This window comes from Rhodococcus sp. 05-339-2, from assembly GCF_002258965.1.
In the GTDB taxonomy this organism is placed as follows: domain Bacteria; phylum Actinomycetota; class Actinomycetes; order Mycobacteriales; family Mycobacteriaceae; genus Rhodococcoides.
Map to the genome: position 1 here is coordinate 24,406 of NZ_NOYW01000004.1, position 26,652 is coordinate 51,057.

A 26,652-nucleotide genomic window follows, 5' to 3' on the forward strand; every position below is an offset into this window, starting at 1 on the left:
GGGGGTGTAAAGGGACCGGTCATCGAGTTGCCTCGCCGACGGGCTCCTACTATGGAGCTGTGTCCGACACAGTCACGATCAGCCCGAGTCCACTTCTGACACTCCCCGGCGCAGTGCCCTCCCCCGACGACAGCGTCGATGCCGGGGTGGCCTGGCACTACGGCAATCCGTTCGGTGAACAACGCGACGCGGTCAGCGGCGCTGCCGTCATCGATCGGTCCCACCGCTTCGTCCTCGCCATCAGCGGAGACGAGCGCCTGAGTTGGTTGAACACCATCTCGAGCCAACTCGTGACGAACCTGGCCGACGGCAGCTCGGCCGAGAATCTCAGTCTCGACGTCAACGGCCGCATCGAGCATCACTTCGTGCAGACCGACCTGGCCGGCGTCACCTACATCGACACCGAGCGCGCAGCCGGCCCGGATCTGCTCTCGTTTCTGAAGAAGATGGTGTTCTGGGCCAAGGCCGAACCCCGCCAGGCCGACGAACTCGCCGTTCTCACCGTTCTCGGATCCGACGCGTCCTCGGTGCTCGCGAAGGCCGACCTGCCTGCTCCGACCGAGATCTACGGTGCTTCGCCGATCGACGGCGGCGGTTTCGTTCGGCGTATGCCCTGGCCGGGAAAGAATTCGTACGACGTGGTGATCCCCCGCGAGAACATCACCGACTGGTTCGTCCGGCTGCGCGACGCCGGAGCAGCTCCCGCCGGAACCTGGGCGTTCGACGCGTTGCGCGTGGAATCGTTGCGTCCGCGCGTAGGAGTGGACACCGACGAGAAGACCATCCCCCACGAGGTTCGCTGGATCGGCAGCGCCGCCGAGTTCGGCGCGGTGCATCTGGAGAAGGGCTGCTACCGCGGGCAGGAGACCGTCTCCCGCGTGCACAATCTGGGTCGCCCGCCGCGGCACCTGGTGCTGCTGCATCTCGACGGTTCTGCGGACGGTCGGCCCGGCACCGGCGATCCGGTCACCGCAGGCGGACGCTCCGTCGGCCGCCTCGGTACCGTCATCGATCACTTCGAGCTGGGGCCGATCGCACTGGCTCTGCTCAAGCGGACCGTTCCGGTCGATACCGCCCTCGAGGCGGGTCCGTGTGCGGCGTCGATCGATCCCGATTCGATCCCGTCGTACGACGACGTCCAGGCCGGTCGCGCTGCGGTGGACCGCCTGCGCGGCCGGTGATCGGAACCGTTCTCGCTGTCTGCGTCGTGCACGCCGATGTTCCGTTCGGACGCCGCGCGGTGGTCGACAGTGGCATCGACAAACGGCCCGTCGACGGGCCGGTGGACGTCCACGAGCTCGGCATCGGCGGTGATCACTGCCGCGACACGAAGTTCCACGGCGGACTCGATCAGGCCGTCTATGCCTACGACGAGGACGAGGCGAGGTACTGGGCCGATCAGCTGGGCACGCCCGTTCCTCCCGGACGTTTCGGTGAGAACCTGCGGACCACCGGTGTCCCGGTGACCGATGCGGTGATCGGCTCGCGGTGGCGAGTGGGAAGTGTGGAGTTGGAGGTGACGATCGCCCGCAAGCCCTGCGGAACGTTCGCACGGTGGATGGGCGAGCCCGGTTGGATCCGTCGCTTCACCGCGCGCGGTGATGTGGGTGCGTATCTCCGAGTGCTCGAACCCGGGGTCTTCGGCGGCGGTGACGCCGTGAGCGTGACGTCGGTCCCCGAGCACGGGGTGACGGTGCGGATGCTGTTCGAGGGGAGGGATCACGCAGCGATGCAGACTCTGCTGGACGCGCCGGGATTGGCACCGAAGGTGTACCGCGACGCCGCTGCAGCGCTCGAATCGTTGCGGAGACCATGACGCGCAGCACTACCGATTTCGTGTCGCAGAACGAAGATAGTTTGCCTCTGCACGGATATGCGCAGGTACAGGCGGCATCGACCCCCGGCCCGGGCGTGTCGCATCACCGTGCGCGCCCCCAACACGTGGTGCCGTATGCGCATCGCAGCGATTCGCGCGCTAGAGTGTGTGCCAGGAAGAAATACCAACTCTAACGGGGCCGCCAAATTTCCCCAGGCCGCCCCGCAAGTCCGCGAGGGGGCACCGCCATGGGCCGAGGCAGGGCTAAGGCAAAGCAGACAAAGGTCGCTCGTGAGCTCAAGTACAGCTCGCCGACAACGGACTTGGAGAGTCTGCAAAGAGAGCTCTCCGGTGGTTCGTCCAACTCCCATCGTGGCATCCACTCTGACTCGGATGTGCATTCCCGAGTCGAGGAAGACGAGTACGAGGACTGGCGACGCTAGTACTGTGCACGACAACGACTGAGGGGGAGCCGCACAGCGGCTCCCCCTCATTTGTTCGCCCGATGTTCGGACGATCAGAACCTTGCCGCGGTCAGAACCGCGGATGGTTACCGAGCAGCAACGCACGCTCGTCGGCGACGTCCTTACCGGTCGCCTTCTTCACCGTGCCGAGAGTCCAGCAGTCGATGTGGCGTGCGGTCAGCACTGCAAGTGCTCGGTCGACGTCCTCGGGTGCCACGATGGCGACCATGCCGACACCCATGTTGAACGTCTGCTCCATCTCGGCCCGCTCGACGCGTCCGCGCTGAGCGATCAGCGAGAAGATCGGAGCCGGGCTCCAGGTGGTGCGGTCGAGTTCGGCGACCAGACCCTCGGGCATGACCCGTGAGAGGTTGTTCGCCAGTCCGCCGCCGGTCACGTGGCAGAACGTGCGGACGTCGGTCTCGGCTGCGAGCGCGAGGCAGTCCTTGGCGTAGATCTTGGTGGGTTCGAGCAGTTCCTCACCGAGAGTGCGGCCGAATTCCTCGACGTGTCCGCCGAGATCCATGTGGTTGATCTCGAGCAGCACCTTGCGGGCGAGGGAGTAGCCGTTGGAGTGCAGACCCGACGATCCCATGCCGATGACGACGTCACCGGGACGCACCCGCTCGGGTCCGAGGATCGAATCCGCCTCGACGACGCCGATGCCGGTGGCCGAGAGGTCGTAATCGCCGTCGGCCATCAGTCCCGGGTGCTCGGCCGTCTCGCCGCCGAGCAGAGCGCAGCCGGCGATGATGCAGCCTTCTGCGATGCCCTTGACCAGCTCGGCGACCTGCTCGGGAACGACGCGGCCCACGGCGATGTAGTCCTGCAGGAACAACGGCTCGGCACCACAGACGACGAGATCGTCCACGACCATGGCCACGAGGTCGAGGCCGAGGGTGTCGTGCTTGCCGAGGGCCTGCGCGACGGCGACCTTGGTGCCGACGCCGTCGGTCGAGGCCGCAAGGACCGGCTCGCGGTAGTCGCCCTTGAGTGCGAAGAGACCGGCGAAACCGCCGAGACCGCCCATCACCTCGGGCCTACTGGCCTTCTTGGCGAGCGGCGCGAACAGCTGCACTGCTCGGTCTCCTGCGGCGATGTCGACCCCGGCCGCCGCGTAGGAGGCACCGCCCGAGTGAGTTGCGCTCGTGGGTTGGGATTCCTCGGTCATTCGGCTCCAGCCTGTGTACTAGTTCATGTCAGCGCCCGGTGCGGCGCGGCCCCAACGGTACCGGAGTGCCCGGTCAGGAGAAGAACTCACGTGTGCAGGCGCTTGCCGGGAATCGCAGCCAACAGCTTCTTCGTGTAGTCCGCCTCCGGGGATCGCAGAATCTTCCACGGTGTTCCCTCTTCGACGATGCCCCCGTTGCGCAGCACCACCACCCGATGCGCGACGCGGTCCACCACGGCGAGATCGTGACTGATGAACAGGCACGCGAAACCGAATTCCTGCTGTAGCGCCTCGAACAGGTCCAGCACCGCTGCCTGCACCGAGACGTCGAGGGCACTGGTCGGCTCGTCCGCCACCACCAGATCCGGACCGAGCACCAGTGCCCGCGCCAGGCTGACGCGTTGCCGCTGCCCACCGGAGAGCTCGTGTGGGTAGCGCTTGTCGGTGCCCGACGGCAGTTGTACGGCGTCGAGCAATTCGGTGGTCCTCGCGGCGATCGCATCCGTGGAGCCGTACTTGTGCACGATCATCGGCTCGGCGATGCATTGCCCGACGGTCAGTCGCGGATTCAGTGACGCCGACGGGTCCTGGAAGACGAAGCCGAATCGCTTGCGCAGCGGCTTGAGCTTGCGTTCGCTCACGCCTGCGATGTTCTGTCCCATCACCGTCACGCTGCCACTCGTCGGCTTCTGCAGTGCTGCAACACATCTGCCGATCGTGGACTTGCCCGAGCCGGATTCTCCCACCAGTCCGAGGGTTTCGCCGCGGTGGATGGTGAGCGAGACGTCGTCGACGGCCCTGAACGCAGGTGAGCCGACGCCGCCGGAGAACTGCACCACCAGTCGCGAGACGTCGAGTACCGGTTCACCCGAGGTGTCGACCGTCTTGTCGGACTCCACCGCGGCCAGTGTGGGCACCGCGGCCAGCAGCTTCTTGGTGTAGTCGTCCGCGGGTGCGTCGAAGAGCTGCGCCACCGGGGCTTCCTCTACGACGCGACCGTTCTGCATGACGACGACGCGGTCCGCCAGATCCGAGACGACGCCCATGCTGTGGGTGATCAGCACGATGGCGCAGCCGAGCCGGTCCTTGAGATCGCGGAGCAACTCCAGGATCTCGGCCTGCACCGTGACATCGAGGGCGGTGGTCGGCTCGTCGGCGATGATGACCTTCGCCTCGCACGAGATGGCGATCGCGATCATGACGCGTTGCTTCTGCCCGCCCGAGAGCTCGTGCGGGTAGTACGAGAACCGCTGCTCGGGACTGGGCAGACCCACCATCGACAGCAGTTCGACGGCTCGCGACTTGGCGTCCTTGGCCGCCATCCGCTTACCGTCCGCGCCTGTGTGCGCACGCAGCGCCTCGACGATCTGATATCCGATGGTGAACAGCGGATCGAGGGCGCTACCCGGTTCCTGGAACACCATCGAAATCTTGTTGCCGCGCAACTGCGCCCACGCCTTGTTGCTCAGCGTCGTCACGTCCTGGCCACCGAGAACCACGTGTCCCTCGACGCGTGCGGTGTCGGGTAGCAGTCCGATGGCGGACCGGACGCTGACGGATTTGCCCGATCCGGACTCACCCACCACCGCCAGGACCTCGCCGGGATACACCTCGAACGAGACCTCGGTGACGGCGTCGACTTCGCCGGCATCGGTGGCGAACGTGACGGACAGCGACTTCACCGACAGTGCGGACTCGCGTGGAGTCACAACGCTCGATGTCATACCTTCACCGCCTTCTTGAACTTCTTGCGGGTGCGCAGCAGCGGATTGAGTGTCTCGCTTGCGCTTTCGCCCACCATGGTCAGGCCGAGCACCACGAGCACGATGCCCAGGCCGGGGAACACCGACGTCCACCAGATGCCGTTGGAGATGTCCGGCAGCGCCTTGTTGATGTCGTAGCCCCACTCCGAGGCGGAGGTGGGTTCGATACCGAAGCCGAGGAATCCGAGCCCGGCGAGGGTCAGGATGGCCTCGGCACCGTTGAGGGTGATGATGACCGGCAGTGTCTGCACCACGTTGGCGAGGATGTGCCGGAACAGGATTCGTGGAGTACCGGCCCCGGTGACCCGGGCGGCGTCCACGTACGGTTCGGTCTTGACCGCCACCGTGGCGTTGCGTACCACGCGGAAGTACTGCGGCACGAAGATCGCCGTGATGGCGATTGCCGCGGACGCGATACCGCCGAAACTGGACGACTGTCCGCCTGCGACGACGATCGAGATGACCACCGCGAGGAGCAGCGACGGAAAGGCGTACATCGCGTCCATGAACAGTACGAGGACGCGATCGAACCAACGGCCGATGTAGCCCGAGGCCAGGCCGAGCGGAACACCGATGATCAGCGAGAGCACCAACGACGATGCGATCACCATCAATGCTGTTCTCGCACCGTAGATCACGCGGGAGAACACGTCCTCGCCGCGGACCGACGTGCCGAACCAATGCTGCGCGGACGGAGCCGCCTGGCGGGCGAAATCCTGCCCGGCGTCGCTGGTCTGCGAGAACCCGTACGGCGCGAGGAGCGGAGCGAACACTGCGGCGACAACGAACCCGACCATCAGGGCCAACCCGACGATCAGGGTGACGCGTTGCAGCCCCGACGTGGACTTGACGAACGCGACGCCCGGAAATCCTCGGCGGTGCGGACGGGTGGGAGGGACGTCGGACAGCACGACTTCGGTGCTCATCAGAACCTCACTCTCGGGTCGATGAGTGCGACGATCGCGTCGGTGACGAAGCTGACGACGGCGACCACCACGGCCAGGAACGTCACGATGCCCTGCACCGCAACGAAATCGCGGGCCTGCAGGTACCGGGCGAGTTCGTAGCCCAGGCCCTGCCACTCGAAGGTCGTCTCGGTCAGCACCGCTCCGCCGAGCAGTACGGCGATCTGCAGGCCGATGACGGTGACGATGGGAATCATGGCGTTGCGGAACGCATGCCGTCGCGTCACCGTGCCCTCGCTCAATCCGCGAGCGCGCGCGGCGTCGACGAAGGGTGCCTGCAGGGTCTGGATCAGGTTGACGCGCACCAGCCTCAGGAACACTCCGGCCGTCAGCAGACCCAGAGCGAGTGCGGGAAGTACCGCATGCTCGAGCACGTCCACGGTGTAGCTCGTCTCTCCGTAGAGGAACGAATCGACGATGAGGATGTTGGTCTTGGGCGAGACGTTCTGCAGTGCCAGTTCCACGTTCGTGCTGGCTCGTCCGGCCACCGGCAGCCAGCCGAGCTTGACCGCGAACAGCAGTTTGAGCAGCATGCCGACGAAGAACACCGGTGCCGCATACGCCAGGATCGCGAAGATCCGCAGCGAGGCGTCACCGAATCGGTCCCGATGGGTGGCGGCGAAGAAGCCGAGCGGGATGCCGACCGCGAAGGCGACCAGCAGTGCCCAGAACGCCAATTCCAGTGTCGCAGCACCGTTGACGAGCAGAACGTCACTGATCGCGCGATTGTCGGTGGCCGAGCGGCCGAAATCGCCGCGCAGCAATCCGGTCAGGTACTCCCAGTACTGCGTCAGGATCGGCCGGTCGTAGCCGGCTTCGGCCTTGCGCTGGGCGATCTGTTCGGCGGGAAGGCGGCCGCCGAGGGCAGCGGTGATCGGATCACCGATCACACGCATGAGAAAGAAGACGACGGTGACGAGAATCCAGGCAGTCGGAATGATCAGCAGAAATCTGACCCCGAGATAGCGGGCGAGCGCGCCGTACCGTGACGGCGCGCTCGCCTGCTGCGCTTGCTTCTCCCCTACCGGCGCGTCCGCGGTAGTGGGCACCGGTCAGCTCTTGGCGAGAGTGACGAAACGGAACTTGAACGAGGCGTCGAGAGTCTCGTCCACACCGCTGATCTCGTCGGTGGCGACGGCGATCTGCTTGCCCTCCAACAACGGAAGCGTCGGCAGGTAGTTCGTCGCGAGCTCGGTCTGAATCTGACCGATGATCTGCATCCGAGCGTCCTCGTCGGCGGTCGTGCGTTCGAGATCGAGCAGCGAGGTGATGGCCGGGCTCTCGAAGTGCGACTGCAGGAAGTTGTCCGGCGCGAAGAACGGCGTCAGGTAGTTGTCTGCATCGGGATAGTCCGGGAACCAGCCCAGCTGGTACACCGGGTAGGCGTCGGCGACGCGTTCCTTGGTGTAGGTGCTCCACTCGGTGGACTGCAGGTTCACGTTGAACAGGCCCGTCGCGTCGAGCTGGCTCTTGATCGCGGCGTATTCCTCGCTCGAGCTCGAACCGTAGTGATCCGGGTTGTACTGCAGGTTGAGCTGAACGGGAGTGGCAATGCCTGCGGCGGAAAGGAATCCAGCCGCCTCGTCGCGGTTCGGCGTGGTGCCGTAGACATCGCCGTAGGCGGTGTTCGCGCCGGCCAGTCCGGTGGGAACCACGGAGTACAGCGGGGTGTAGGTGCCCTTGTAGACGCCGTCGGACAGCGCCTGACGATCGACCGAGGACGCAATCGCCTTGCGCACGGCCAACTTCTGCTCCGGGGTGTCGCCGGGCATCGTGTTCATGTTGAACACCATGTAGCGCGATTCGCCGCCGGGTCCCTCGTGCACCGTCAGTCCGTCCACACTGCCGAGCGATTCGACGTCCGTCGGGGTCAGCGAGCGCCACGCGACATCGATGGCTTTGTTCTGCACGTCGAGCTTGAGGTTGTCGGAGCTGGTGTAGTACTTGACGTTGATCGACGACGTCTTCGGCGTTCCGAGAATGCCGTTGTAGTCACCGTTCGCGGCGAAGCTGACGAGGGAGTTCTTGGCGTAGCTCGAGATCGAGTACGGGCCCGCGAACGGAGTACCCGCCACGATGGCGTCGTCGTCGAGAATCGAATCGGCCGGGAAGACGGTCTGATCGACGATCGGTCCTGCCGGGGTCGCCAGAATCTGCGGGAAGGTCTGGTCGTTCGCAGCCTTCAGGGTGAATTCGACGGTCTTCTCGTCGGGCGTGGCGATGCTGTCGAGATTGGTGAGCAACGACGCGGGGCCGTTGGGGTCGTTGATCGCGACGATCCGATCGAACGAGTACTTCACGCTCTCGCTCGTCAGCGGGTTGCCGTTGGCGAACTTCAGGTCGTCCTTCAACGTGCACGTGTAGACGGTCGGCTCGGTGAAGTCGCAGCTCTCGGCCGCGTCGGGCTCGAGTTCGGAGCTACCGGGCGCGAAGTTCATCAGGAACGGATACGTCTGGTTCATCACCATGAACGAACCGTTGTCGTACGAGCCGGCCGGGTCGAGCGATGTCACCTGATCGGTGGTGCCGACCGTGATGGTCTCGCCGCCGCTGTCGCCGGATCCTCCGGCGTCGGTGCGTCCCGAGCCGCAGGCTGCGGCCGTCAGTGCGAGTACCGACAGTGCTGCCACTGCAGCGGTCTTCCTGCCGTGCTTGCGCACTGCAGTCTTCGATGCCGCGCTGTAGCGCTGCATGCGTCCGTCGTCGGGCGACAGGGTCATCTGAATGCCTCTATCCAAATCGGTGTGTCCTATGTAACTCGGGACAGTACCGACGGACTGTTTCCAATATGTGGCATTGAGAAAACCCCGCTGTTCCCTTGCAGGAACGCCCAGCTCACGGACGACTAAGAGCGCTCACATTCGCGTCGTTGTCCACCGGCTGCCCGGCCGCCGAGGACAACAGACCTTCGAGTACGTGCTTGCCGAGCGCATTGTCCGCAGGCAGATCGATGGGGTACTTGCCCGTGAAACAAGCTGCGCACAAGCGTGATTCGGGCTGCTCCGACGCGGCGATCATGCCGTCGATTGAGATGTACCCCAGCGAGTCGGCACCGATGGCCTGGCGGACGCCTTCGAGGATCCCGTCCTCGGAGTCGACACCGTTGGCGATCAGCTCTGCGGGAGAAGCGAAGTCGATGCCGTAGAAGCAGGGCCAGCGCACCGGCGGCGACGCGATACGCACGTGAATCTCCAGCGCACCGGCCTCGCGCAGCATCCTGATCAGGGCTCGCTGGGTGTTGCCGCGAACGATCGAATCGTCCACCACCACCAGTCTTTTGCCCCGTATGACCTCTTTGAGAGGATTGAGCTTGAGTCGGATACCGAGCTGGCGGATGGTCTGCGACGGTTGAATGAACGTGCGGCCCACGTAGGCGTTCTTCATCAGGCCCTGGCCGTACGGAATGCCGGAGCCCTGCGCGAAACCGACCGCAGCGGGAGTTCCGCTCTCGGGCACCGGAATCACCAGGTCGCCGTCGGCCGGATGCTCCTTGGCAAGGCGTCGTCCGATCTCGACACGCGTCGAGTGCACCGAACGGCCACCGATGACGCTGTCCGGCCGAGCGAGGTACACGTACTCGAACACGCAGCCCTTGGGCTCGGGGGCCGCGAATCGTGAGGACCGAACGCCGTCGGCATCGATCGCGAGGAGCTCACCGGGTTCGATGTCGCGGACGAACGCGGCGCCGACGATGTCGAGTGCTGCCGTCTCGCTGGCCACCACCCAGCCGCGATCGAGGCGGCCGAGGCACAACGGACGGACGCCGTGCGGGTCGCGCGCGGCGTAGAGGGTGTGCTCGTCCATGAACGTCAGGCAGAAGGCACCCTGGAGCTGCGGCAGCAACTCCATCGCAGCCTGCTCGATGGTGCAGTCGGCGGCCTTGTGGGCCAGCAGCGCGGTCACCACGTCGGAATCCGACGTGCCGTTGCCCTGCAGCCGGTCGCTGATCAGCCCTGCGTCGCGTGCCTTGGTCGCGAGCTCGGCGAAGTTCACCAGATTTCCGTTGTGGCCGAGTGCAATCCCGGTCCCGGCGGTGGTGGTGCGGAAGATCGGTTGCGCGTTCTCCCACGTGACCGATCCACTGGTGGAGTAGCGGCAGTGTCCGATGGCGACGTGCCCGGGCATGGCACCGAGTGTCTGCTCGTCGAACACCTGGCTGACGAGCCCGAGATCCTTGAACACCAACACCTGGGAACCGTCGGAGACGGCGATGCCGGCAGCTTCCTGACCACGGTGTTGCAGCGCATAGAGGCCGTAATACGAGAGCTTGGCCACATCCTCGCCCGGTGCCCACACTCCGAAGACTCCGCACTCCTCCCGCGGCTCGTTCTCCGGTTCGTCGAGCGGTTTGCCTACCAGAAGATTCGGACTGTCGACCGACAAATCGGCGTTGGTCACGGGCATTGCTCCCTTGGGGGTACGGGGCGGGGGGCCATGCCCGAGTCTACGGGCACACGGCCCGAGTCAACGCATCGTGTGGACGGGAGATTCCCAGCAGGTGAACGCGTGTCCGAATTGGAGCCGATCACCTGATGGACATCAGTGGCAGCCAGCGCCCCACCTCGGCCGCCCTACTGCCCGACGCATCGATCGAGCCGTCGGCGAGTGCGTCGGCAAAATTCCGGATTCCGGTCACCACCTGCAGCCACGTCAGCGCATCGGTCTCGACCACGTTCGGCGGAGTTCCGCGGGTGTGGCGCGGCCCCACGATGCACTGCACCGCGACGAACGGCGGCACCCGCACCTCCACCGAGGATCCCGGCGCGTTCTGGCCGAGAGTTCGGGCAGTGGTGCGCACCGCTGCGGCGATCTGCGCCCGCGCAGGCTTGTCCGCCTCGCCCTTGATCCAGTCCTCGACGGCCAGCACGGCGTCGCGTACCTCGGCTGGACCGACTTCCTTGTGTGGTGGCACTACGTCGAACTCCTGTCGTTCGCAGCGAGATGCGCCAGAACGGCGCCGCCGGCGTTGAGGAAGTAATGCAGCAAGGCCGGCGCGAGCACACTCCCGCTTCGGGCTCGCAGCCACGAGAACACCACCCCGGCCGCGGCCGTCGCCACGACCGTCCCGACCACGGTGTCACCCGCCGCCCGGGCCGGGTGAATGTGCCAGAGCCCGAAGAAGATCGGCGACAGAGCGGGCGATGCAGCGTCGAGCACGCCGCGAAAGAGCAACTCCTCGGTGAGCACGGTCCCCACCGGGATTCGAAACAGAACCCACTCCGCAAGCTCGTCCTCGGACGGCCGGACCCGGCGGCGCAACGCGGGAATCGCGGCCACGACGGCCGATCCGAGTACCGGAACGGCCGACGCCGCCGCGCCCCACTTCACGCCTGCAACCGTATTGCGCAATCCCAGTTGCGCGGCGCTGCGGCCCGAGACCGCCGCAACGGCCACTGCGAACGAGGCATTGGCCACCGCCCTCGCACGGGCATCAAGACCGAGCGCGGTAAGGACGTAGGTACTCCAGGCCGTCGTCGCGGAGCCGATCGCCAACGCCTCGGTGGTCACTTCTCGGGACCGTCTCGGCCGGCGAATTGCTCCATGACTCCGCGGACTCGTTCGGTGTCGCGGTCGGTCCACCCCTCCGGCGCGGCGACGGCAACCCAGCCGTCGAGCACGAGGGTTCCGTAGTTGTGGCCGTGCCCGTCGGGAACGCCCGCAGCGTTGGTCAGGTCGGCGGCCACCTGCCAGAAGGTGACGACCGGGAACCACCGCATACTCGGCAGCCGGTCCGGACCGGGTGGCTCGGACAACCAGTCGGGACGCTCGAACAGCAGATCGGGTGACCACCAGACCACCGGATCCGACGCGTGCTGGACGTAGAGGATTCTCGGTTCGTACCAGGGCTGATCCTCCGGCGGGATGCCCGACGAGTTGTCGGCGAATCGGACCGTCAGTCCCTCGGAGTAGACCGGCCGAACCTCGGGGCTTCCCGGGTCGCGTCGGCTGACGAACTGACTCCAGATGCGGTTGTTGTTCGGTGGCCCCACCCACAGCACGCCGTCGGTGGTGTCCCGGATGTCGGCCAACCCGTCGAACGCGCCCTCGCCCGCCTGGGTGCCGAGGCTCTCGCCGTAGACGTAGAACTTGGGGCGGGTGGCCTCCGGTTCCTGCAGCCAGCGGTCGTGCACCTTGTCGATCAGAGCTCTGCCCGCCTGCGCGGCCTTGTCGCCCTCCGCGATGAAGGAGATCCAACTCGGCAGGTAGGAGTACTGGGATGCGACGGTGGCGACATCGCCGTCGAACATGAGCTCTTCGGCTTCGATGGCGGTGGGATTGACCCATCCGGTTCCGGTGGTCGGAACGACGACGAGAGCCGCGCGCTGGAACGCCCCGGTACGTTCGAGTTCTGCGACCACGATGTTCAGTCGCTCGTCCTGGGTCTCGGCGGTTTCCAGGCCGGCGTACGCCCTGATCGGCTCGAGGCTGGGACGGCCGGTGGCCCGCTCCATCTCGTCGGCGCGCAGTCCGCTGGAGACGAAGTTGCGGCCCTCGAATCCGAGAGTGTCCCACGGTGCCAACGAGTTCGGACTACCGGACCGTTCGTCGGCCACGGGTTGTTCTGCGCCGTCGCGGGTTTCGTCGTTCTGCAGGCTGAAGGCCGAGTTGGTGACCTCGGAGACGGCCCGGAGCAGGACGCCCTGAACCAGCGCTACAGACAGCACGACGAGGACGACGACTCCGAGCGCGTTGGCAACTTCGCGTGGCATCTTCACGACGCGGTTTATCTGCCGGGCGAGCAGACGAACGAGGTCGCGCAACACCCGCCACACCGAAATCAACAGCGCCGCAACGGCGATACTGAGTGCACCGGTTCGGAAGTATCCCGTGGTGGTGGTGCCCTCGGCGTCCATCAGTGCGGCCAGCTCACGCTGCCATTCCGCCGAGATCGCCAACATGATCATCGACGCTGCGATCGCGAGGACGGGTACGGCGACCTTGACGGCGAGTTCGATCTTGCGCGGCAACGGCCACCACGATCGGGACGAGAGCCACCAACGGGTGACGGCCCATCCCACCGCCACGCCGAATGCGTAGCCGATGGCCGCGTTGATACCGCCGATGATGCCCTGGAACAACCATCCCCGCGGGAGCAGCGACGGAGTCAACGACCAGCAGAAGAACAACGCGCCGAACGCAATTCCGGTGAAGTCCAGGCGCAGCAGGCCCCAGGCCCACATGACGAACGGGTGCTTGTCCGGTGAGGGGACCGAGAACTCGACCGTCGGCAGGTGGTAGCGGTGATGCTCGTTCTGCTCGAGTGCGGAGTCGGGCTCGGCGAGCTGCTGCTCCGATGTGTGTCCCCCCACCTCGGTCAGCCGAAGAGTCTGGGAAGAGTGCTCTCGAACGTCTCGCGCAGTTCCGTCATCGGGACGGAGAACTGCCCTTGCACCTCGATCGAATCCGAGCCCTCGTCGACGACGCCGATGCGCACCCACGGCAGACCGCGGGCGGTGCACATGCCGGTAAAGCGAGTCTCTTCCGTGCGCGGTACGGCGACCAGTACGCGGCCCGAGGACTCGGAGAACAGTGTCACGAACGGATCGGCGCCCTCGGGAACGATGATGCGGCAACCGGTTTCACCGGCCAGAGCAGCTTCGACGACGGCCTGCGCGAGGCCACCCTCGGACAGATCGTGGGCTGCCGAGACCAGTCCGTCACGCGAGGACGAGAGCAAGATGTCTGCCAGCAGTTGCTCACGGGCGAGATCGACCTTGGGCGGCACGCCGCCGAGGTGGTCGTGCTCGACCTGCGCCCAGATGGACCCGTCGAACTCGTCGTGGGTGTCACCGAGCAGGATCAGCGTCTCGCCGGGCTCGAGTCCGAGGCCGGTGGGGATGCGGCGATGCACGTCGTCGATGACGCCGAGTACACCGACGACGGGCGTCGGCAGGATCGGCTCTGCACCGGTCTGGTTGTAGAAGCTGACGTTGCCGCCGGTCACGGGAATACCGAGGGTGACGCAGCCGTCGGCCAGTCCGCGCACGGCCTGCTGGAACTGCCACATGACGCCCGGGTCCTCGGGCGAGCCGAAGTTCAGGCAGTTGGTGACGGCCTTGGGCGTCGAGCCGGTGACAGCGACGTTGCGGAAGGCTTCGGCGAGCGCGAGCTGCGCGCCCTGGTAAGGATCGAGTGCGGTGTAGCGGCCCGACGCGTCGGTGGCCAAAGCGATTCCACGACCGGTCTTCTCGTCGATGCGGATGACGCCGGCGTCGGCGTTCTCGGCGAGGACGGTGTTTCCGCGCACGTAGCGGTCGTACTGCTCGGTGATGAATCGACGGCTGCACAGCTGCGGCGAGCCGATCATCTTCAGCAGCGTCGCCCGCAGCTCGTCACCGGTCTCCGGACGCTTCAGCGACGCAGTGGTGTTCGCGACCAGATCGTCCTGGGTGGCGGGTCGCTGCACGGGACGGTTGTACACCGGTCCCTCGTGCGCAACGGTCTTCGGCGGAACGTCGACCACGGTCTCGCCGTGCCACGTGATCTGCAGATGCTCGCCGTCGGTGACCTCACCGATGACGGTGGCCAACACGTCCCACTTCTTGCAGACAGCCATGAATGCATCGACGTTCTCGGGCGTCACCACGGCGCACATGCGCTCCTGGGATTCGCTCGACAGCACCTCGGCGGGCGTCATGCCGGTGGCGCGCATCGGCACCTTCTCCAGCTCGATATGCATGCCACCACTACCCGCCGAGGCGAGTTCCGAAGTGGCACAAGACAATCCGGCACCGCCGAGGTCCTGGATGCCGACGACCAGCTTGTTGGAGTACAGCTCGAGGCAGGCTTCGATGAGCACCTTCTCGGTGAACGGATCGCCGACCTGAACGGCCGGAAGCTTCTTGCGGCCGCCGCCGGTCTCGTCCCCATCGAAGGTCTCCGAGGCCAGCACGGACACGCCGCCGATGCCGTCGAGACCGGTTCGTGCGCCGAACAGAATGATCTTGTTGCCCAGGCCCGACGCGAACGCCAGATGCATGTCCTCGACACGCATGACGCCGGCACACAGGGCGTTGAGCAGGGGGTTACCGGCGTAGGAGGCGTCGAACACCGTCTCGCCGCCGATGTTCGGCAGGCCGAGCGAGTTTCCGTAACCGCCGACGCCCGCGACGATCCCGCTCAGGACACGGCGCGTGTCGGGTGCATCGGCGGCACCGAATCGCAGCTGGTCCATGACGGCGATCGGGCGGGCACCCATGGCCATGATGTCGCGGACGATGCCGCCGACGCCGGTCGCTGCACCCTGATAGGGCTCGACGTACGACGGGTGATTGTGGCTCTCGACCTTGAACGTGACGGCCCAACCGTCGCCGACGTCGACGACGCCCGCGTTCTCACCGATACCCGCGAGCATCGGCTTGCGCATCTCGTCGGTGGTGGTCTCGCCGAAATACTTCAGGTGCACCTTCGAGGACTTGTACGAGCAGTGCTCGCTCCACATGACGGAATACATCGCCAATTCGGCGTCGGTGGGCCGACGGCCGAGGATTTCCTTGATGCGGACGTATTCGTCGTCCTTGAGTCCGAGTTCTTTGTACGGCTGCGCAACGTCGGGGGTGGCGACGGCGTTGGAGACGGTGTCTGTGGGTACAGAGCTAGCGGACACGAGGAATAGGTCCCTTCGATGGAGCGAAATGCCAGGGAGAGTCTATCGGGACCCGCAGACATGTACGGCATCGGTCGTGCAGGGCCGAGCGTCGCCTCGTGCGAACATCACCTGATGGACATCGCGCTGACCGAGAACGATCTTGACGAAACGGGCGTCATCGACCCGTCGATGGTGGCCAAGGGAGTCGACGTTCCGCCGAAAGCCGTCGTCTGTTTCTTCTCCGAGGTGATCGAGAGCATCTGCGCGAAAGGCGACGCCCGAGTCGTGTCGGTCATGCGCTCCGAGCACGGCGAACACCCCGTCTACGAGATCGAACGACACGGAGAGAAGCTCGCCGTGTTCCACCCCGGCGTCGGTGCGCCGTTGGCGGCACTGTTCCTCGAAGAGGCCATCGCGATGGGATGCACCCAGTTCGTGGCCGTCGGCGGCGCGGGAGCACTGTCCGACGACCTGGGCATGGGACACGTGATGGTGGTCGACAGCGCCGTCCGCGACGAGGGCACCTCGTTCCACTACCTGCCACCGGGCCGCGTGGTCGACGCCGACCCGGCAGGCGTGGCCGTGCTGCAATCCGTACTGACCGACGCCGGAGTCGACTTCGTCACCGGGCGTTCCTGGACCACCGATGCGCTCTACCGCGAGACCCGTGCCCGCGTCTCCCGCCGAGTCGAAGAAGGCTGCCGAACCGTCGACATGGAGGCCTCGGCCTTCTGCGCCGTGGCCCGATTCCGCGGAGTGCGATTCGCGCAACTGCTGTACGCCGGCGACTCCCTCGCCGCCGACTGGGATCACCGCGGCTGGACCAAGGCGACGACAGTGCGCGAACAATTGTTCTGGCTCGCGGCAGATGCGTGCCTACAACTGAGCCCGATCTGAGTCTTCGGGGCGCTGGGTCACTGACCCCAGCCCCCGCTCACCCCAGCCGCCCGGCTCACCCCCGGATCCCGCAAACGCGCGCGCGTTTGCCAGACGCGCGCAGAATTGCCCCCGCACGGGTCACGAATCCGCGCGCAACTGACGAATGCGCGCGCGTTTGCGACTGGCCGAACGAGAAACGGGGAACACGAACGGGGTCGCGCCGCGGTATTCAGCCTCCGCCCACACCCTCCGCCCCCCGACCCCCGCAAACGCGCGCGCGTTTGCCGAACGCGCGCGGAATTGCCACCGCACGTGTCACGAATCCGCGCGCACCTGACGACTGCGCGCGCGTTTGCGCCGCCGATCGAGCTCAGGCAGGAGCGAGGAATGCCGCCAACGCGTCGGCGTATGCCTTCACGTCGGCAGCTCCCATCAATTCTCGTGACGAGTGCATGGCGAGCTGAGCTGCGCCGACGTCCACCGTCGACAGGCCGGTGCGCGACGCAGTGATGGGTCCGATGGTCGATCCGCACGGCAGATCGGCGCGATGTACGTAGCGCTGCAAGGGAACCCCGGCCTGATCGCAGGCGAGCGCGAAGGCACCCGCTCCCGCGGAATCCGTTGCGTAGCGCAAATTCTGGTTGACCTTGAGCACCGGTCCCCCACCGAGTTCGATGCGATGCGCGGGCTCGTGCCGGTCCGGGTAGTTGGGATGCGTCGCGTGCGCCATATCGCCCGAGGCGCAGATGGATCCGGCCATCGTGCGCAGGAATTCCTCACGCCCACCGCCGCGTCCGAGCACGATGCGCTCGAGCACTGTGTTCAGCAGATCCGAGAACGCGCCGCGGTCGGACATACTGCCGACTTCCTCGTGGTCGAACAGTGCCAACACCGGCGTGACTCCGGTCGGATTGTCCACTGCTGCAAGCAAAGCCTGAGTCCCGGCGTAGCAGGTTCCTTGATTGTCCAGACGCGGCGCACTGACCAGTTCGGACTCGACGCCCACGACGGCACTGGGTGCGAGGTCGTGTGTCATCAACTCCCAACCCAGTACCGAATGCGGGTCGACGCCTTCTCTCTCGGCGACGTAGGCGATGAACGACTGCGGTGAATTACCCACGCCCCAAATGGCATTGACGTGTCGCTGCGGATCGAGGGTGACGCCCTTGCGATCCTCGGACAGGTGGATTGCCAGCTGCGGAACTCGCAGAATGGGCTCGTCGACCTTCACCAGTACCTCGCGGGCCGTGTTGCCGTCACGCACACTCAGCCGGCCGGAGATACCCAGATCGCGATCGAGCCAGGAGTTGAGCCAGGCACCACCGTACGGTTCGAGGCCCACCATCTGCCAGCCCGCGGATTGCAGATCGGGATGCTGCTTCACCCGAAGATTCGGGCTGTCGGTGTGCCCGCCGACGATTCGGAAGGGGCCGTCAGGAGTGGAGCCTGCGGAACGACCCGAATTACTGTGCTCGGTACTCCACGCGACGAGTGATCCGCCGCGAACGAGGTAGTAGCGGCCCGGGTCCGTCGACCAGGCGTCGGTCTCCTCGAGGCGTACGAATCCGGCGTCCTCGAGCTGCACCGACACCGTGTTGCAGACGTGGAACGGTGACGGCGAGACGTCGACGAAGTTGCAGAGACCGGTGGCGGAGGCGTGAGTCGACATGGGAACCATTGTGGCAGCCGCCGCGTCGAACACCTCGAGAGCACACACCGACCGGGGGGACGACGTCATGAAATTTCATTCTTTGCCCGACTACGGCGCAGTTCACGCGACCACATTCGCCATCGTGCGAATGAAGACGATCGAAGCATTTCGCAAGCGCGGGGTGGTGGTTCACCGCGAGGACGCGACGACTTTGGCGGTGGGCTCGGGCGTTCGCATGTCACTGAACAATGTGTTCGCCCGATGCTCCGGGGTGAGTCGATCGGCGTGGGACGGCATCATCGCCGGCCATGTCGACCTCATGATCGAGACGATGCGCGAGGCGGATCCCACGTTCTTCACCGGATTGTCGGACGACGAATTCCACTCGAGGCTGCGCGAGCGCGTCATCGCTCCGTCAGCCCTGGCGGCTATGGGTGAGTGCGAGTACGAGTATTCCGTCCCACTACTCGACGTGCCGGGCGCACCGCGACGGGTGCTGAACCTGTCTTCTCCGAATCGCGCTGTGACACTGGCAGATCGGCATCTCGTCGGCCGAGACCTGAACGCCGCCTGGGCAGCCGGACGAAGGAACACCGCAGCGCTGAAGTTCGAGGACGGCCGAATTCTCAGCAGAAACAGCATCGACATCGAGGTCCTCAGCGGTGATTCGATCTACCTCGCGTCGAAGGTTGCCGATATGACCACGCTGATCTCCGCGCACCTCGGCGAATGTCTGTACGGCGTATTGTTCGTGGTTCCCAATGCCTACGAGTTCGTTTTTCACCGGCCGCGCAACGCCGACGTGGCGCTCGCGGCAGCAGCCGAGCTCGCCGAACTGGCCGACGTGTTCTCGCGCGACACACCGAGCCCACTGTCGCGCTCGGTGTTCTTCTGGCGAGACGGCGAGTACTGCCAGGTGTTCGACGGGGTCTCGATCGAACCCGCCGGCATCTTCGCCTCGACTGTGACCGAGCTGCGAGAGTGTGCGGCATGACTGTGTTCGACGGTCCGAACGCCTGGCATTCACGACGAACGCCCCGCATTCCAGAGACGGAATGCTGGGCGCTCGTGTCCCGATAGGACGCGCGCTATTCGGGCGGCGGGACGGTGGGTCGTCCCGCTGCGGCGTCGCGAATCCACTGAGGTACCTCACGCCCGTTGCGTTCACGGATTGCGATCGATGCGCGAGCCGCGGCCGCGGCGACTTCCGGACGCCCAGCTTTGATCTTGCGTTCCTCGGCGGTGGTCATCGCGGTTCCTCCAGTTCATCGACTCGATTGTCAGTGTCCTCGCATTCAGAGGGTTCCGCCAGTGCGCGTCGGAGGGCGCGATCGGCGACGGCAACGAGAACGTCCTGTTCTGTTCTGGTTATGAGTGGCGAATCTGTGACCGCCCCGTAGATGTCCCACCCCAGGGCAGCTTCGGCGTCGTCCGTGCTGACTGTGTGGTCGAGGCACCAGGTGATCCGCTGCCATGCCTGCGCTCGTTTGTCGGCGACGGTGCGCTGACGAATGGTGAGAGCGACTCCGACGACGGCGAGGACGCCCACCACCAGAGTCACCCATGCCTGGGCCGGCATTCGCTGCTCAGTGCGACCCGGACACGCAGAACACGTTGCCGTCGGGGTCGCTCAGCGTCACCCAGCGAAAGTCGCCCATGGTGTGCTGCGCAACTTCGCCTGCACCCGCCTCGACCAGCCGCGCAACCTCGCCGTCGAGGTCAAGGGTGGTCATGTCGAGGTGGACGCGATTCTTGCCCGGCGTCGGGTCGTCGACCTTCTGAAACGCCATTCGGTACGGGGCCGCAGCGAGTTCGACGACGTAGAACCAGCCGTCGTTCTCTTCCACGATCGTTCCGTCCACTTGTGCCGCCCACCAGTGTGCGAGCGGTTCCGGATCGGTTGTGTCGAACGTGATCATGCCCAAGGTCAGTGTCATGTCGGCACAGTATCCGCGACCACCGACACGAAACTCAGGCGTTGACGATCGTGTCCAGTGCCGAGTAGAAGATCCCCAGGCCGTCGTCGCTCGGTCCGGTCAACGGCTCGGTGGCGTGCTCGGGGTGCGGCATCAAACCGACGACCCGACCGTTGGCCGAGGATATTCCTGCGATCCCCCGCTGCGATCCGTTCGGGTTGGTGCCGCTGTAGCGGAACACGACGCGACCCTCGCCCTCGAGCTCGTCGAGCACGTTCTGCGGTGCCTGGAACCGGCCCTCGGCATTCTTGACCGGGATCAGGATCTCGGCACCGGGCTCGTACCGCGACGACCATGCGGTGTCGGTGTTCTCCACCTTCAGCCACTGATCGCGGCAGACGAAGTGCAGGCCTTCGTTGCGGGTCAGCGCGCCGGGGAGCAGGCCGACTTCGCAGAGCACCTGAAAGCCGTTGCAGATACCGAGAACCGGCATGCCACCCTCGGCGGCCTTCACGACGGACTCCATCACGGGGGCGAAGCGAGCGATTGCACCGGCCCGGAGGTAGTCGCCGTACGAGAATCCGCCGGGGACGACGATGGCGTCGACGTTCTTCAGATCCGCATCGGCATGCCACAGACTGACGGCCTCGCCACCGGCGAGGGTGACGGCGCGCGAGGCGTCGACGTCGTCGAGGGTCCCGGGAAACGTGATGACCCCTACGCGGGCGCTCATGCGGCGGGCTCCACCGAGACGCGAGTGACCGTCCAGTCCTCGATCACGGTGTTGGCCAGCAGTGATTCTGCGATCTTCTCGAGTTCAGCGTCGTCGACGGTGTCGTCGACCTCGAGCTCGAAGCGCTTGCCCTGGCGGACGTCGGACACGCCGGAGATCCCCAGACGGCCGAGCGCTCCTGCGATCGCCTGACCCTGCGGATCGAGAATCTCGGCCTTGGGCATGACATCGACAACGACTCGGGCCACGAAAGCGCTCCTTGAAATACGTACAGCAAGACAGTTACCGGCAGGTGGGAGTCTACGCAGCCCTGGCGGGAGGCGCGAAACCGCGCTTACTGTGGAGTCCATGCGGCTGACACACTTCGGACATTCCTGCGTTCTCGTCGAACTCAACGGCACCACCGTGTTGTTCGATCCCGGCACGTTCTCTCACGGGTTCGAGGGCATCACCGGACTCGACGCGATCCTCGTCACCCATCAGCATCCGGATCACGTTGATCTGCAACGGCTTCCCGCGCTCGTCGAGGCGAATCCGCGAGCGGCACTGCACGCCGATCCGATGACCGCAGGCCAGCTCGGCGGCAAATGGGCGGCAGCTCCCGCAGGCAAGGCCTTCACCGTCGGCGGCATCACGGTTACCGGCGTCGGCGGCACGCACGCCGTCATCCATCCCGAGCTGCCCGAAATCGACAACACCGGCTACCTGCTCGGCACCCCGGAGAACCCCGGCCAGCTCTTCCATCCGGGCGACTCGCTGTTCGTTCCAGAACAACAGGTCGACGTGCTCGCACTTCCTGCGGCAGCGCCCTGGTCGAAGCTGTCCGAAACCGTCGAATTCCTGCGTGCGGTGGCGCCGCGGATGGCCTTCCCCATTCACCAGGCCGTGGTTGCGGAGCAGGCCAGCGGCATCTATTACGGCCGCTTCAAGGAGATGTCCGACGCCGAAATCCGCGAGCTACCCGAGGAATCCTCCGTCTCGATCTAGCCCGTGACCTCGGGCGGGAGGGTCCCGATCATGGTCACTTGCGTCCCGTCCCACCGATAGTCGATCGTCACCGGGCCGCCGGTCGGATTCGCGTTGGCGTCGTTCGCGAGAGGCCAGCGGTAGTTCACGGTGACGGTGTCGGCGGTCTGGCCCACCACTGAGGTGAACGCGGTGGGCTCGAGCGTCGCTGTGCCCAGGTAGTCGTAGTTGTGACCTGCGAAGAAGAGAAGGTGCGTCGGAGACGACACGGTCCCGCCGGTGTCGGCTCGCACCCAGGTGAACGGCGCGCAGGCGTCACCGATTTTCGTTGCGATCCACGGCTCGCCCGGGAAGTACTCCGGCAACGACGCGACCGCGTCGACCACCCTCGTGGAGTCCAGCCCCAGGCAGATGGGGTACTCCGAGCCCGGTGCATGCTGTTCGCCGTCGGGCAGGGAGTTGTTCTCCGGTAGTTCCTCGGTGTTCGAGTCGACCGGACCGTTCGGCTCTGCGCCCCCGGCGTCGACGATCGGCCGGCCCTCGTCCTGCTGGGCCTGTGGCTGGGTGGCCGGGGCCTGAGCGCTCGAGGTGAACGCCGTGGTGGGGGCAGCAGTGACCGGCGCTGCGCTCGGTTCGTCCGAGTTTCCGCACGCGACAAGGCTGAGAGCAGTGAGGATGACGAGGAGAATTCGCTTCATGAGACCACCTGGTTCGATTTGCCCGACGCCAGGTATGGCCGCCCGCAAACATGTTCCGTTACATCACGTTTCGGTCAAGAGGGCGTTACCTTCGCAGCGATCTGCATTTTTCGCACCACTACGCGCACATTTCGCGACATTCCCGCGGATACTGCGGCACAGTGGAACGCCAGGTGCACATTGGAGCGCGCGTCATTCAGGCCAGCCGATGTCGAGCCGAACCAATTGACGAATTGCCGACTCGTCCACCGTGTCGAGTCCGTCGAGGAACGCGGCAGCGAAGGATCCCGGCCGCGACGTCGACCGGGCCGCGATCTCCGACGCCACCGCGACATGCGCGTGCGCCGCGACGGCACCGATCAGCGCATTCGGTGACACCGAGCAGTAGGCAGCCGTCAGTGCACCGAGCGCACACCCGGTAGCCGTAACTCGCTGCAGCAGTGCACTTCCGCCGCCCACCTTCACCAGGCCGCCGGGACCGAGGATGTGATCGATCTCCCCTGATGCAGCCACCACGTCCACTCGATCGAGCAGCGACCGGGCCGCTTCGACCGAATCTGCTACGGCTGCAGACGAATCCACCCCGCGCGATCCGCCGTCAGCGCCCGCCAGTCCCATGACTTCCGATGCATTTGCGCGAATGACGCTGGGCCGGTTGGCAAGCAGCTCCACGGCCACCTGGGTTCGCCACGGCAGACCGCCTGCTCCCACCGGATCGAGTACCCACGGCTTCCCCGCTGCCCTCGCCGCGGCCGACGCCAGCCGAGAACTTTCCACCTGCGCCGCCGTCGGAGTTCCGAGATTGACCAGGACCGCGTCGGCGATCTCCGCAAAACCGGCCGCCTCCTCTGGGTTGTCCACCATCGCCGGAGCGGCACCCGCGGCCAGGAGTGCATTCGCGACGAACTGAACCGACACGGTGTTGGTCAGACACTGCACCAGCGGATTGCGATCGCGCAGAATACGATGCGCGGCGACGATGTCGTCCAGGGTCACAGTCGAGACACTCATTGTTGCGAGTCTACGACCGCGCCCACCCCGTTCGCGTCAATGGACCATTGCATACGTCTGAGCGCTGCAAAGTGCCATTCACGCCACAACCCCGTGCGCGTGAATGTCGCATTGCATACGTCTGGGGAGTGCAATGGTCCATTGACGCGAGAGCGAGCGAAGCGAGCGAAACGGTCCGCTAGGCCACGCGGGATTTGGTGCGTGGGGTCCATTCGTAGACCCCGGCCTCGGCTCCGTGGTGCAGGGAGAGGTCGATGGCGTCCAGGATTGCCTGGCGCGGTCCGGGCCGTCCGAGTTGCTTGGCACTGATGGCCAGGCGTACCACTCCGTCGCGGCGGGCGGTGCGGCCTGCGCCGAGTACCAGTGCTTTGAACCACCAGGGTTCGGCTTTGAATCCTTCGCCGATTCCCCAGACTCGGGCGCGGACGACACCGTCCCGGTGGAGGTCGTGAATACCGTTGAGCGCAGCCAACGTTCGGAATCCCGCGTCGGGCAGTGCTTCCACGGCACCGGGTGAAGCGATCCAGCGGGGAGCGGCGAACACCCGGGTGCGCAGGCCGGTCTGTTCCATGACGCGGTCGGCGGCCATCAGTCGAAGTCGGGCTTCGTGACGCGGCAGTGCGGAGAACTCGGAGCGTCGACGCTTCGTCGCGGCCTGGTCGTAGCCGTGCAGAACGATCGCGTCGCCGCCGTCGCGTCGCGCCCGCAACCATTCCTGGGTGGGCACGTCCGCTGCGAGACGGTATTTGTCCTTCAACCGAGGCGCGACGAGCAGTGAGAGCGGAACGCCTCGTCCGTCGAGGATCCGCGCGAACTCGGCGGCGTGCTCGTAGGTGTCGTTCTTGATACCGCTCACCGACACGATCAGACGTCCAGACATGACTCGAGCCTCGCACACCAGCGTGAACGAGGCTCGAAGTCGATGCAGACAGAAGCTAAACGGTCATCGTTTCCTTCGGCAGGATCTTGTCGATCGCTGCGAGCACCTCGGGGGCGTCCGGCTCGGTGCGCGGACGGAAACGGTTGGTGACGACGCCGTCGGGCGAGATCAGGAACTTCTCGAAGTTCCACTGGACGTCTCCGGCCTTGCCTTCGGCGTCTTCGGTCTTGGTCAGTTCGGCGTACAACGGGTGCTGATTGTCACCGTTGACGTCGACCTTCTCGGTCATCGCGAACGTGATGCCGTAGGTGGTGGAGCAGAAGGTTTCGATCTCTTCTGCCGTGCCGGGCTCCTGGCCACCGAACTGGTTGCAGGGCACTCCGACGACCGACAGGCCACGAGAGGAGTAATCGTTGGCGAGCTTCTCGAGCTTTTCGTACTGCGGGGTCAGTCCACACTTGGACGCGACATTGACCACGAGCACGGCCCGTCCGGCGTACTCGTCGAGCGAGGTGGGCGCACCGCCCAGCGTGTTGATGCCGATGTTCTGAACTTCAGTCATCATCCGAACTTACCTGTGAGTACGCCGAGAACGGGAACCGACGTGGAAAACAAGAACGACCCCGCTGGTGGCGGGGTCGTTCTCGGTTTTCCGAACCGGGCGACGGGGGGATGCGCGGCGCCCGGCAGGCACTACGCCTTGGCGGCGTGCTTTTCGATGATGACCTGCTTGTCTGCAGGCCGGTCGTCCTCGGGGAGGTGGTCGTCGACCATGGTCTCCTCGTCGAACGGAAGGCCGCCGTCGAGCACCGTGTTGACCCGGTCCTTGTCGATGGTCTTGGTCCAGGTGCCGACCAGCAGGGTGGCGACGGCGTTACCCGAGAAGTTCGTCAGCGCACGGGCCTCGGACATGAAGCGGTCGATTCCGACGATCAGGCCGACTCCGTCGAGCAGTTCGGGGCGATGGCTCTGCAAGCCACCGGCCAGCGTGGCCAGACCGGCTCCGGAGACGCCGGCTGCGCCCTTGGAGGCGATGATCATGAAGAGCAGCAGCGAGAACTGCTCGCCGATCGAGAGCGGCATGTTCATGGCGTCGGCGATGAAGATCGAGGCCATCGTCAGGTAGATCGCGGTGCCGTCGAGGTTGAACGAGTATCCGGTGGGGACGACGATGCCGACGGTGGTGCGCTCGACTCCGACGTGCTCCATCTTGGCGATCAGACGCGGCAGGGCCGACTCGGAGGACGACGTGGCGACGATGAGCAGGTACTCACGGGCCAGGTACTTGACCAGCTTGAAGATCGAGAAGCCGGAGACGAAGCGCAGGATCAGTCCGAGGAAGAAGAAGACAAAGATGAAGCAGGTGATGTAGAAGGCGAGCATCAGGGTGCCGAGCTGGATGACGGCGTCGAACCCGGTCTTGCCGACAACACCGGCAATGGCTCCGAAGGCACCGATCGGGGCGAGCCACAGGATCATGGTCAGGATGCGGAAGACGAGCTTCTGCACCGAACCGATGCCCTTGAGGATGCCCTCGCCGCTCTTGCCCATGGCCTGCAGCGCGAAGCCGACGAGGATGGCGACGAACAGCGTCTGCAGGACGGATCCGGCGGTCAGCGACGACAGCAAGCTCTCCGGGATGATGCCGGCGATGAAGTCCATGGTTCCGCCTGCACCCTCTGCGGTTTTGGCGTACTCATCGCCACCGCCGGGCACGATATTGAGTCCCTCGCCGGGCTGAATCAGGTTGCCGACGACCATGCCGATACCGAGGGCGATGGTCGACATCGTGATGAAGTAGGCCAGGGCAAGGCCACCGACTCGGCCGACGCTGGCTGCCGCTCGAACCGATCCGATACCGAGGACGATGGTGCAGAAGATGACCGGGCTGATCATCATCTTGATCAGGCTGACGAAGAGCGTGCCGAGGACCGCGAGCTCGACGGCGAAGTCCTTGGCGGTCAGTCCTACGATGACGCCGGCGACGACGGCGATGATCACGGCGATGTAGAGCCAGTGAGTCTTGTCGCGCTTCTTCTTGGGCTCGGTGGGCGGATTGTCGAACCGCTCCGCATCGATGGTTGTCATGAATGTTCCTTCTGGGTTCCGGTGAAGCGCGAGTCGAACTGCTGACTTCGTGACTACTGGGA

The 26,652-nt window shown here is 65.5% G+C and carries 27 protein-coding genes; 6 read left to right on the forward strand and 21 right to left on the reverse strand.

Annotation, left to right across the window (positions count from 1 at the left end):
* Positions 1-59: 59 nt before the first annotated feature.
* The 3 genes from ygfZ to CH273_RS01200 all read left to right on the forward strand — a co-directional run bounded on the left by ygfZ (position 60) and on the right by CH273_RS01200 (position 2,259).
* The gene (ygfZ, locus tag CH273_RS01190; RefSeq protein WP_032395911.1) at positions 60-1,181 is read left to right on the forward strand and encodes a CAF17-like 4Fe-4S cluster assembly/insertion protein YgfZ; all 1,122 of its coding nucleotides are present in this window, start codon (positions 60-62) and stop codon (positions 1,179-1,181) included.
* A complete protein-coding gene (locus CH273_RS01195; RefSeq protein WP_032395912.1) occupies positions 1,178-1,816 on the forward strand; it encodes an MOSC domain-containing protein in 639 nt (212 codons plus the stop codon). Before ygfZ ends, CH273_RS01195 begins: the two co-directional genes overlap by 4 nt.
* A 248-nt stretch (positions 1,817-2,064) precedes the next feature.
* Positions 2,065-2,259, forward strand: a complete 195-nt coding sequence (locus CH273_RS01200; RefSeq protein ID WP_082073787.1) for a DUF3073 domain-containing protein — start codon at positions 2,065-2,067, stop codon at positions 2,257-2,259.
* A 91-nt stretch (positions 2,260-2,350) separates the two neighbouring features.
* On the opposite strand, the gene purM is transcribed toward CH273_RS01200, so the two are convergent.
* From purM to purL, 10 genes are all read right to left on the reverse strand, one after another.
* Positions 2,351-3,451 (reverse strand): phosphoribosylformylglycinamidine cyclo-ligase, encoded by a 1,101-nt coding sequence (gene purM / locus CH273_RS01205; protein ID WP_032376541.1) that lies wholly within the window; start codon positions 3,449-3,451, stop codon positions 2,351-2,353.
* An 86-nt stretch (positions 3,452-3,537) separates the two neighbouring features.
* The gene (locus CH273_RS01210; protein ID WP_032395913.1) at positions 3,538-5,175 is read right to left on the reverse strand and encodes an ABC transporter ATP-binding protein; all 1,638 of its coding nucleotides are present in this window, start codon (positions 5,173-5,175) and stop codon (positions 3,538-3,540) included.
* Positions 5,172-6,140 carry an ABC transporter permease gene (locus tag CH273_RS01215; protein WP_032395914.1) on the reverse strand — a complete coding sequence of 323 codons (969 nt, stop codon included), beginning with the start codon at positions 6,138-6,140 and terminating at the stop codon, positions 5,172-5,174. The genes CH273_RS01210 and CH273_RS01215 overlap by 4 nt, the downstream gene beginning before the upstream one ends.
* Positions 6,140-7,126, reverse strand: a complete 987-nt coding sequence (locus CH273_RS01220; RefSeq protein WP_045200293.1) for an ABC transporter permease — start codon at positions 7,124-7,126, stop codon at positions 6,140-6,142. The genes CH273_RS01215 and CH273_RS01220 overlap by 1 nt, the downstream gene beginning before the upstream one ends.
* A gap of 105 nt (positions 7,127-7,231) precedes the next feature.
* A complete protein-coding gene (locus CH273_RS01225; RefSeq protein ID WP_045200295.1) occupies positions 7,232-8,872 on the reverse strand; it encodes an ABC transporter substrate-binding protein in 1,641 nt (546 codons plus the stop codon).
* A gap of 142 nt (positions 8,873-9,014) precedes the next feature.
* Positions 9,015-10,577, reverse strand: coding sequence for an amidophosphoribosyltransferase (gene purF, locus CH273_RS01230; protein ID WP_032396301.1), 1,563 nt, complete (start codon positions 10,575-10,577; stop codon positions 9,015-9,017).
* A 127-nt stretch (positions 10,578-10,704) separates the two neighbouring features.
* On the reverse strand, positions 10,705-11,091 hold the full coding sequence (locus CH273_RS01235) for a sterol carrier family protein (RefSeq protein ID WP_032395916.1): 387 nt from the start codon (positions 11,089-11,091) through the stop codon (positions 10,705-10,707).
* On the reverse strand, positions 11,091-11,687 hold the full coding sequence (locus CH273_RS01240; RefSeq protein ID WP_032395917.1) for a CPBP family intramembrane glutamic endopeptidase: 597 nt from the start codon (positions 11,685-11,687) through the stop codon (positions 11,091-11,093). Before CH273_RS01240 ends, CH273_RS01235 begins: the two co-directional genes overlap by 1 nt.
* The gene (locus CH273_RS01245; RefSeq protein WP_230596874.1) at positions 11,684-13,411 is read right to left on the reverse strand and encodes an alpha/beta hydrolase; all 1,728 of its coding nucleotides are present in this window, start codon (positions 13,409-13,411) and stop codon (positions 11,684-11,686) included. Before CH273_RS01245 ends, CH273_RS01240 begins: the two co-directional genes overlap by 4 nt.
* An 83-nt stretch (positions 13,412-13,494) precedes the next feature.
* Positions 13,495-15,786 carry a phosphoribosylformylglycinamidine synthase subunit PurL gene (gene purL, locus CH273_RS01250; protein WP_032395919.1) on the reverse strand — a complete coding sequence of 764 codons (2,292 nt, stop codon included), beginning with the start codon at positions 15,784-15,786 and terminating at the stop codon, positions 13,495-13,497.
* A gap of 114 nt (positions 15,787-15,900) precedes the next feature.
* Between purL and CH273_RS01255 the strand changes: the two genes are divergently transcribed.
* Positions 15,901-16,665: a nucleoside phosphorylase gene (locus CH273_RS01255; protein ID WP_230596830.1), complete on the forward strand. Its 765-nt coding sequence runs from the start codon at positions 15,901-15,903 to the stop codon at positions 16,663-16,665.
* A gap of 352 nt (positions 16,666-17,017) precedes the next feature.
* Here the strand turns inward: CH273_RS01255 and CH273_RS01260 are convergent, their stop codons facing one another.
* Positions 17,018-18,325 carry a M18 family aminopeptidase gene (locus CH273_RS01260; protein ID WP_032395920.1) on the reverse strand — a complete coding sequence of 436 codons (1,308 nt, stop codon included), beginning with the start codon at positions 18,323-18,325 and terminating at the stop codon, positions 17,018-17,020.
* A gap of 58 nt (positions 18,326-18,383) precedes the next feature.
* On the opposite strand from CH273_RS01260, the gene CH273_RS01265 reads away from it, so the two are divergent.
* Positions 18,384-19,292: a hypothetical protein gene (locus tag CH273_RS01265; RefSeq protein WP_052049780.1), complete on the forward strand. Its 909-nt coding sequence runs from the start codon at positions 18,384-18,386 to the stop codon at positions 19,290-19,292.
* A gap of 94 nt (positions 19,293-19,386) precedes the next feature.
* Here CH273_RS01265 and CH273_RS27555 read toward each other — a convergent pair whose 3' ends face one another.
* Genes CH273_RS27555 through purS form a run of 5 tightly spaced genes read right to left on the reverse strand, consistent with a single transcriptional unit; the run spans position 19,387 to position 21,195 of the window.
* On the reverse strand, positions 19,387-19,548 hold the full coding sequence (locus CH273_RS27555; RefSeq protein ID WP_155290807.1) for a hypothetical protein: 162 nt from the start codon (positions 19,546-19,548) through the stop codon (positions 19,387-19,389).
* Positions 19,545-19,877, reverse strand: coding sequence for a hypothetical protein (locus tag CH273_RS01270; RefSeq protein ID WP_032395921.1), 333 nt, complete (start codon positions 19,875-19,877; stop codon positions 19,545-19,547). Before CH273_RS01270 ends, CH273_RS27555 begins: the two co-directional genes overlap by 4 nt.
* Before the next feature lie 7 nt (positions 19,878-19,884).
* A complete protein-coding gene (locus CH273_RS01275; RefSeq protein ID WP_032395922.1) occupies positions 19,885-20,235 on the reverse strand; it encodes a VOC family protein in 351 nt (116 codons plus the stop codon).
* A gap of 34 nt (positions 20,236-20,269) precedes the next feature.
* Positions 20,270-20,947, reverse strand: coding sequence for a phosphoribosylformylglycinamidine synthase subunit PurQ (gene purQ, locus CH273_RS01280; protein ID WP_032395923.1), 678 nt, complete (start codon positions 20,945-20,947; stop codon positions 20,270-20,272).
* Complete coding sequence (gene purS, locus CH273_RS01285; protein WP_032395924.1) at positions 20,944-21,195, reverse strand: phosphoribosylformylglycinamidine synthase subunit PurS; 252 nt, start codon at positions 21,193-21,195, stop codon at positions 20,944-20,946. Before purS ends, purQ begins: the two co-directional genes overlap by 4 nt.
* 100 nt (positions 21,196-21,295) lie before the next feature.
* Between purS and CH273_RS01290 the strand changes: the two genes are divergently transcribed.
* Positions 21,296-21,934 (forward strand): MBL fold metallo-hydrolase, encoded by a 639-nt coding sequence (locus tag CH273_RS01290; protein ID WP_032395925.1) that lies wholly within the window; start codon positions 21,296-21,298, stop codon positions 21,932-21,934.
* Here the strand turns inward: CH273_RS01290 and CH273_RS01295 are convergent.
* The 5 genes from CH273_RS01295 to CH273_RS01315 all read right to left on the reverse strand — a co-directional run bounded on the left by CH273_RS01295 (position 21,931) and on the right by CH273_RS01315 (position 26,590).
* Positions 21,931-22,611: an LppP/LprE family lipoprotein gene (locus CH273_RS01295; RefSeq protein ID WP_032395926.1), complete on the reverse strand. Its 681-nt coding sequence runs from the start codon at positions 22,609-22,611 to the stop codon at positions 21,931-21,933. The genes CH273_RS01290 and CH273_RS01295 overlap by 4 nt on opposite strands.
* 192 nt (positions 22,612-22,803) lie before the next feature.
* On the reverse strand, positions 22,804-23,622 hold the full coding sequence (gene thiM / locus CH273_RS01300) for a hydroxyethylthiazole kinase (RefSeq protein ID WP_032395927.1): 819 nt from the start codon (positions 23,620-23,622) through the stop codon (positions 22,804-22,806).
* A 178-nt stretch (positions 23,623-23,800) separates the two neighbouring features.
* A complete protein-coding gene (locus tag CH273_RS01305) occupies positions 23,801-24,502 on the reverse strand; it encodes a DUF2334 domain-containing protein (RefSeq protein ID WP_032395928.1) in 702 nt (233 codons plus the stop codon).
* Positions 24,503-24,557: 55 nt separating this feature from the next.
* Complete coding sequence (locus tag CH273_RS01310) at positions 24,558-25,067, reverse strand: glutathione peroxidase (protein ID WP_032395929.1); 510 nt, start codon at positions 25,065-25,067, stop codon at positions 24,558-24,560.
* Positions 25,068-25,195: 128 nt separating this feature from the next.
* Positions 25,196-26,590: a cation:dicarboxylate symporter family transporter gene (locus CH273_RS01315; RefSeq protein WP_032395930.1), complete on the reverse strand. Its 1,395-nt coding sequence runs from the start codon at positions 26,588-26,590 to the stop codon at positions 25,196-25,198.
* Positions 26,591-26,652 lie beyond the last annotated feature (62 nt).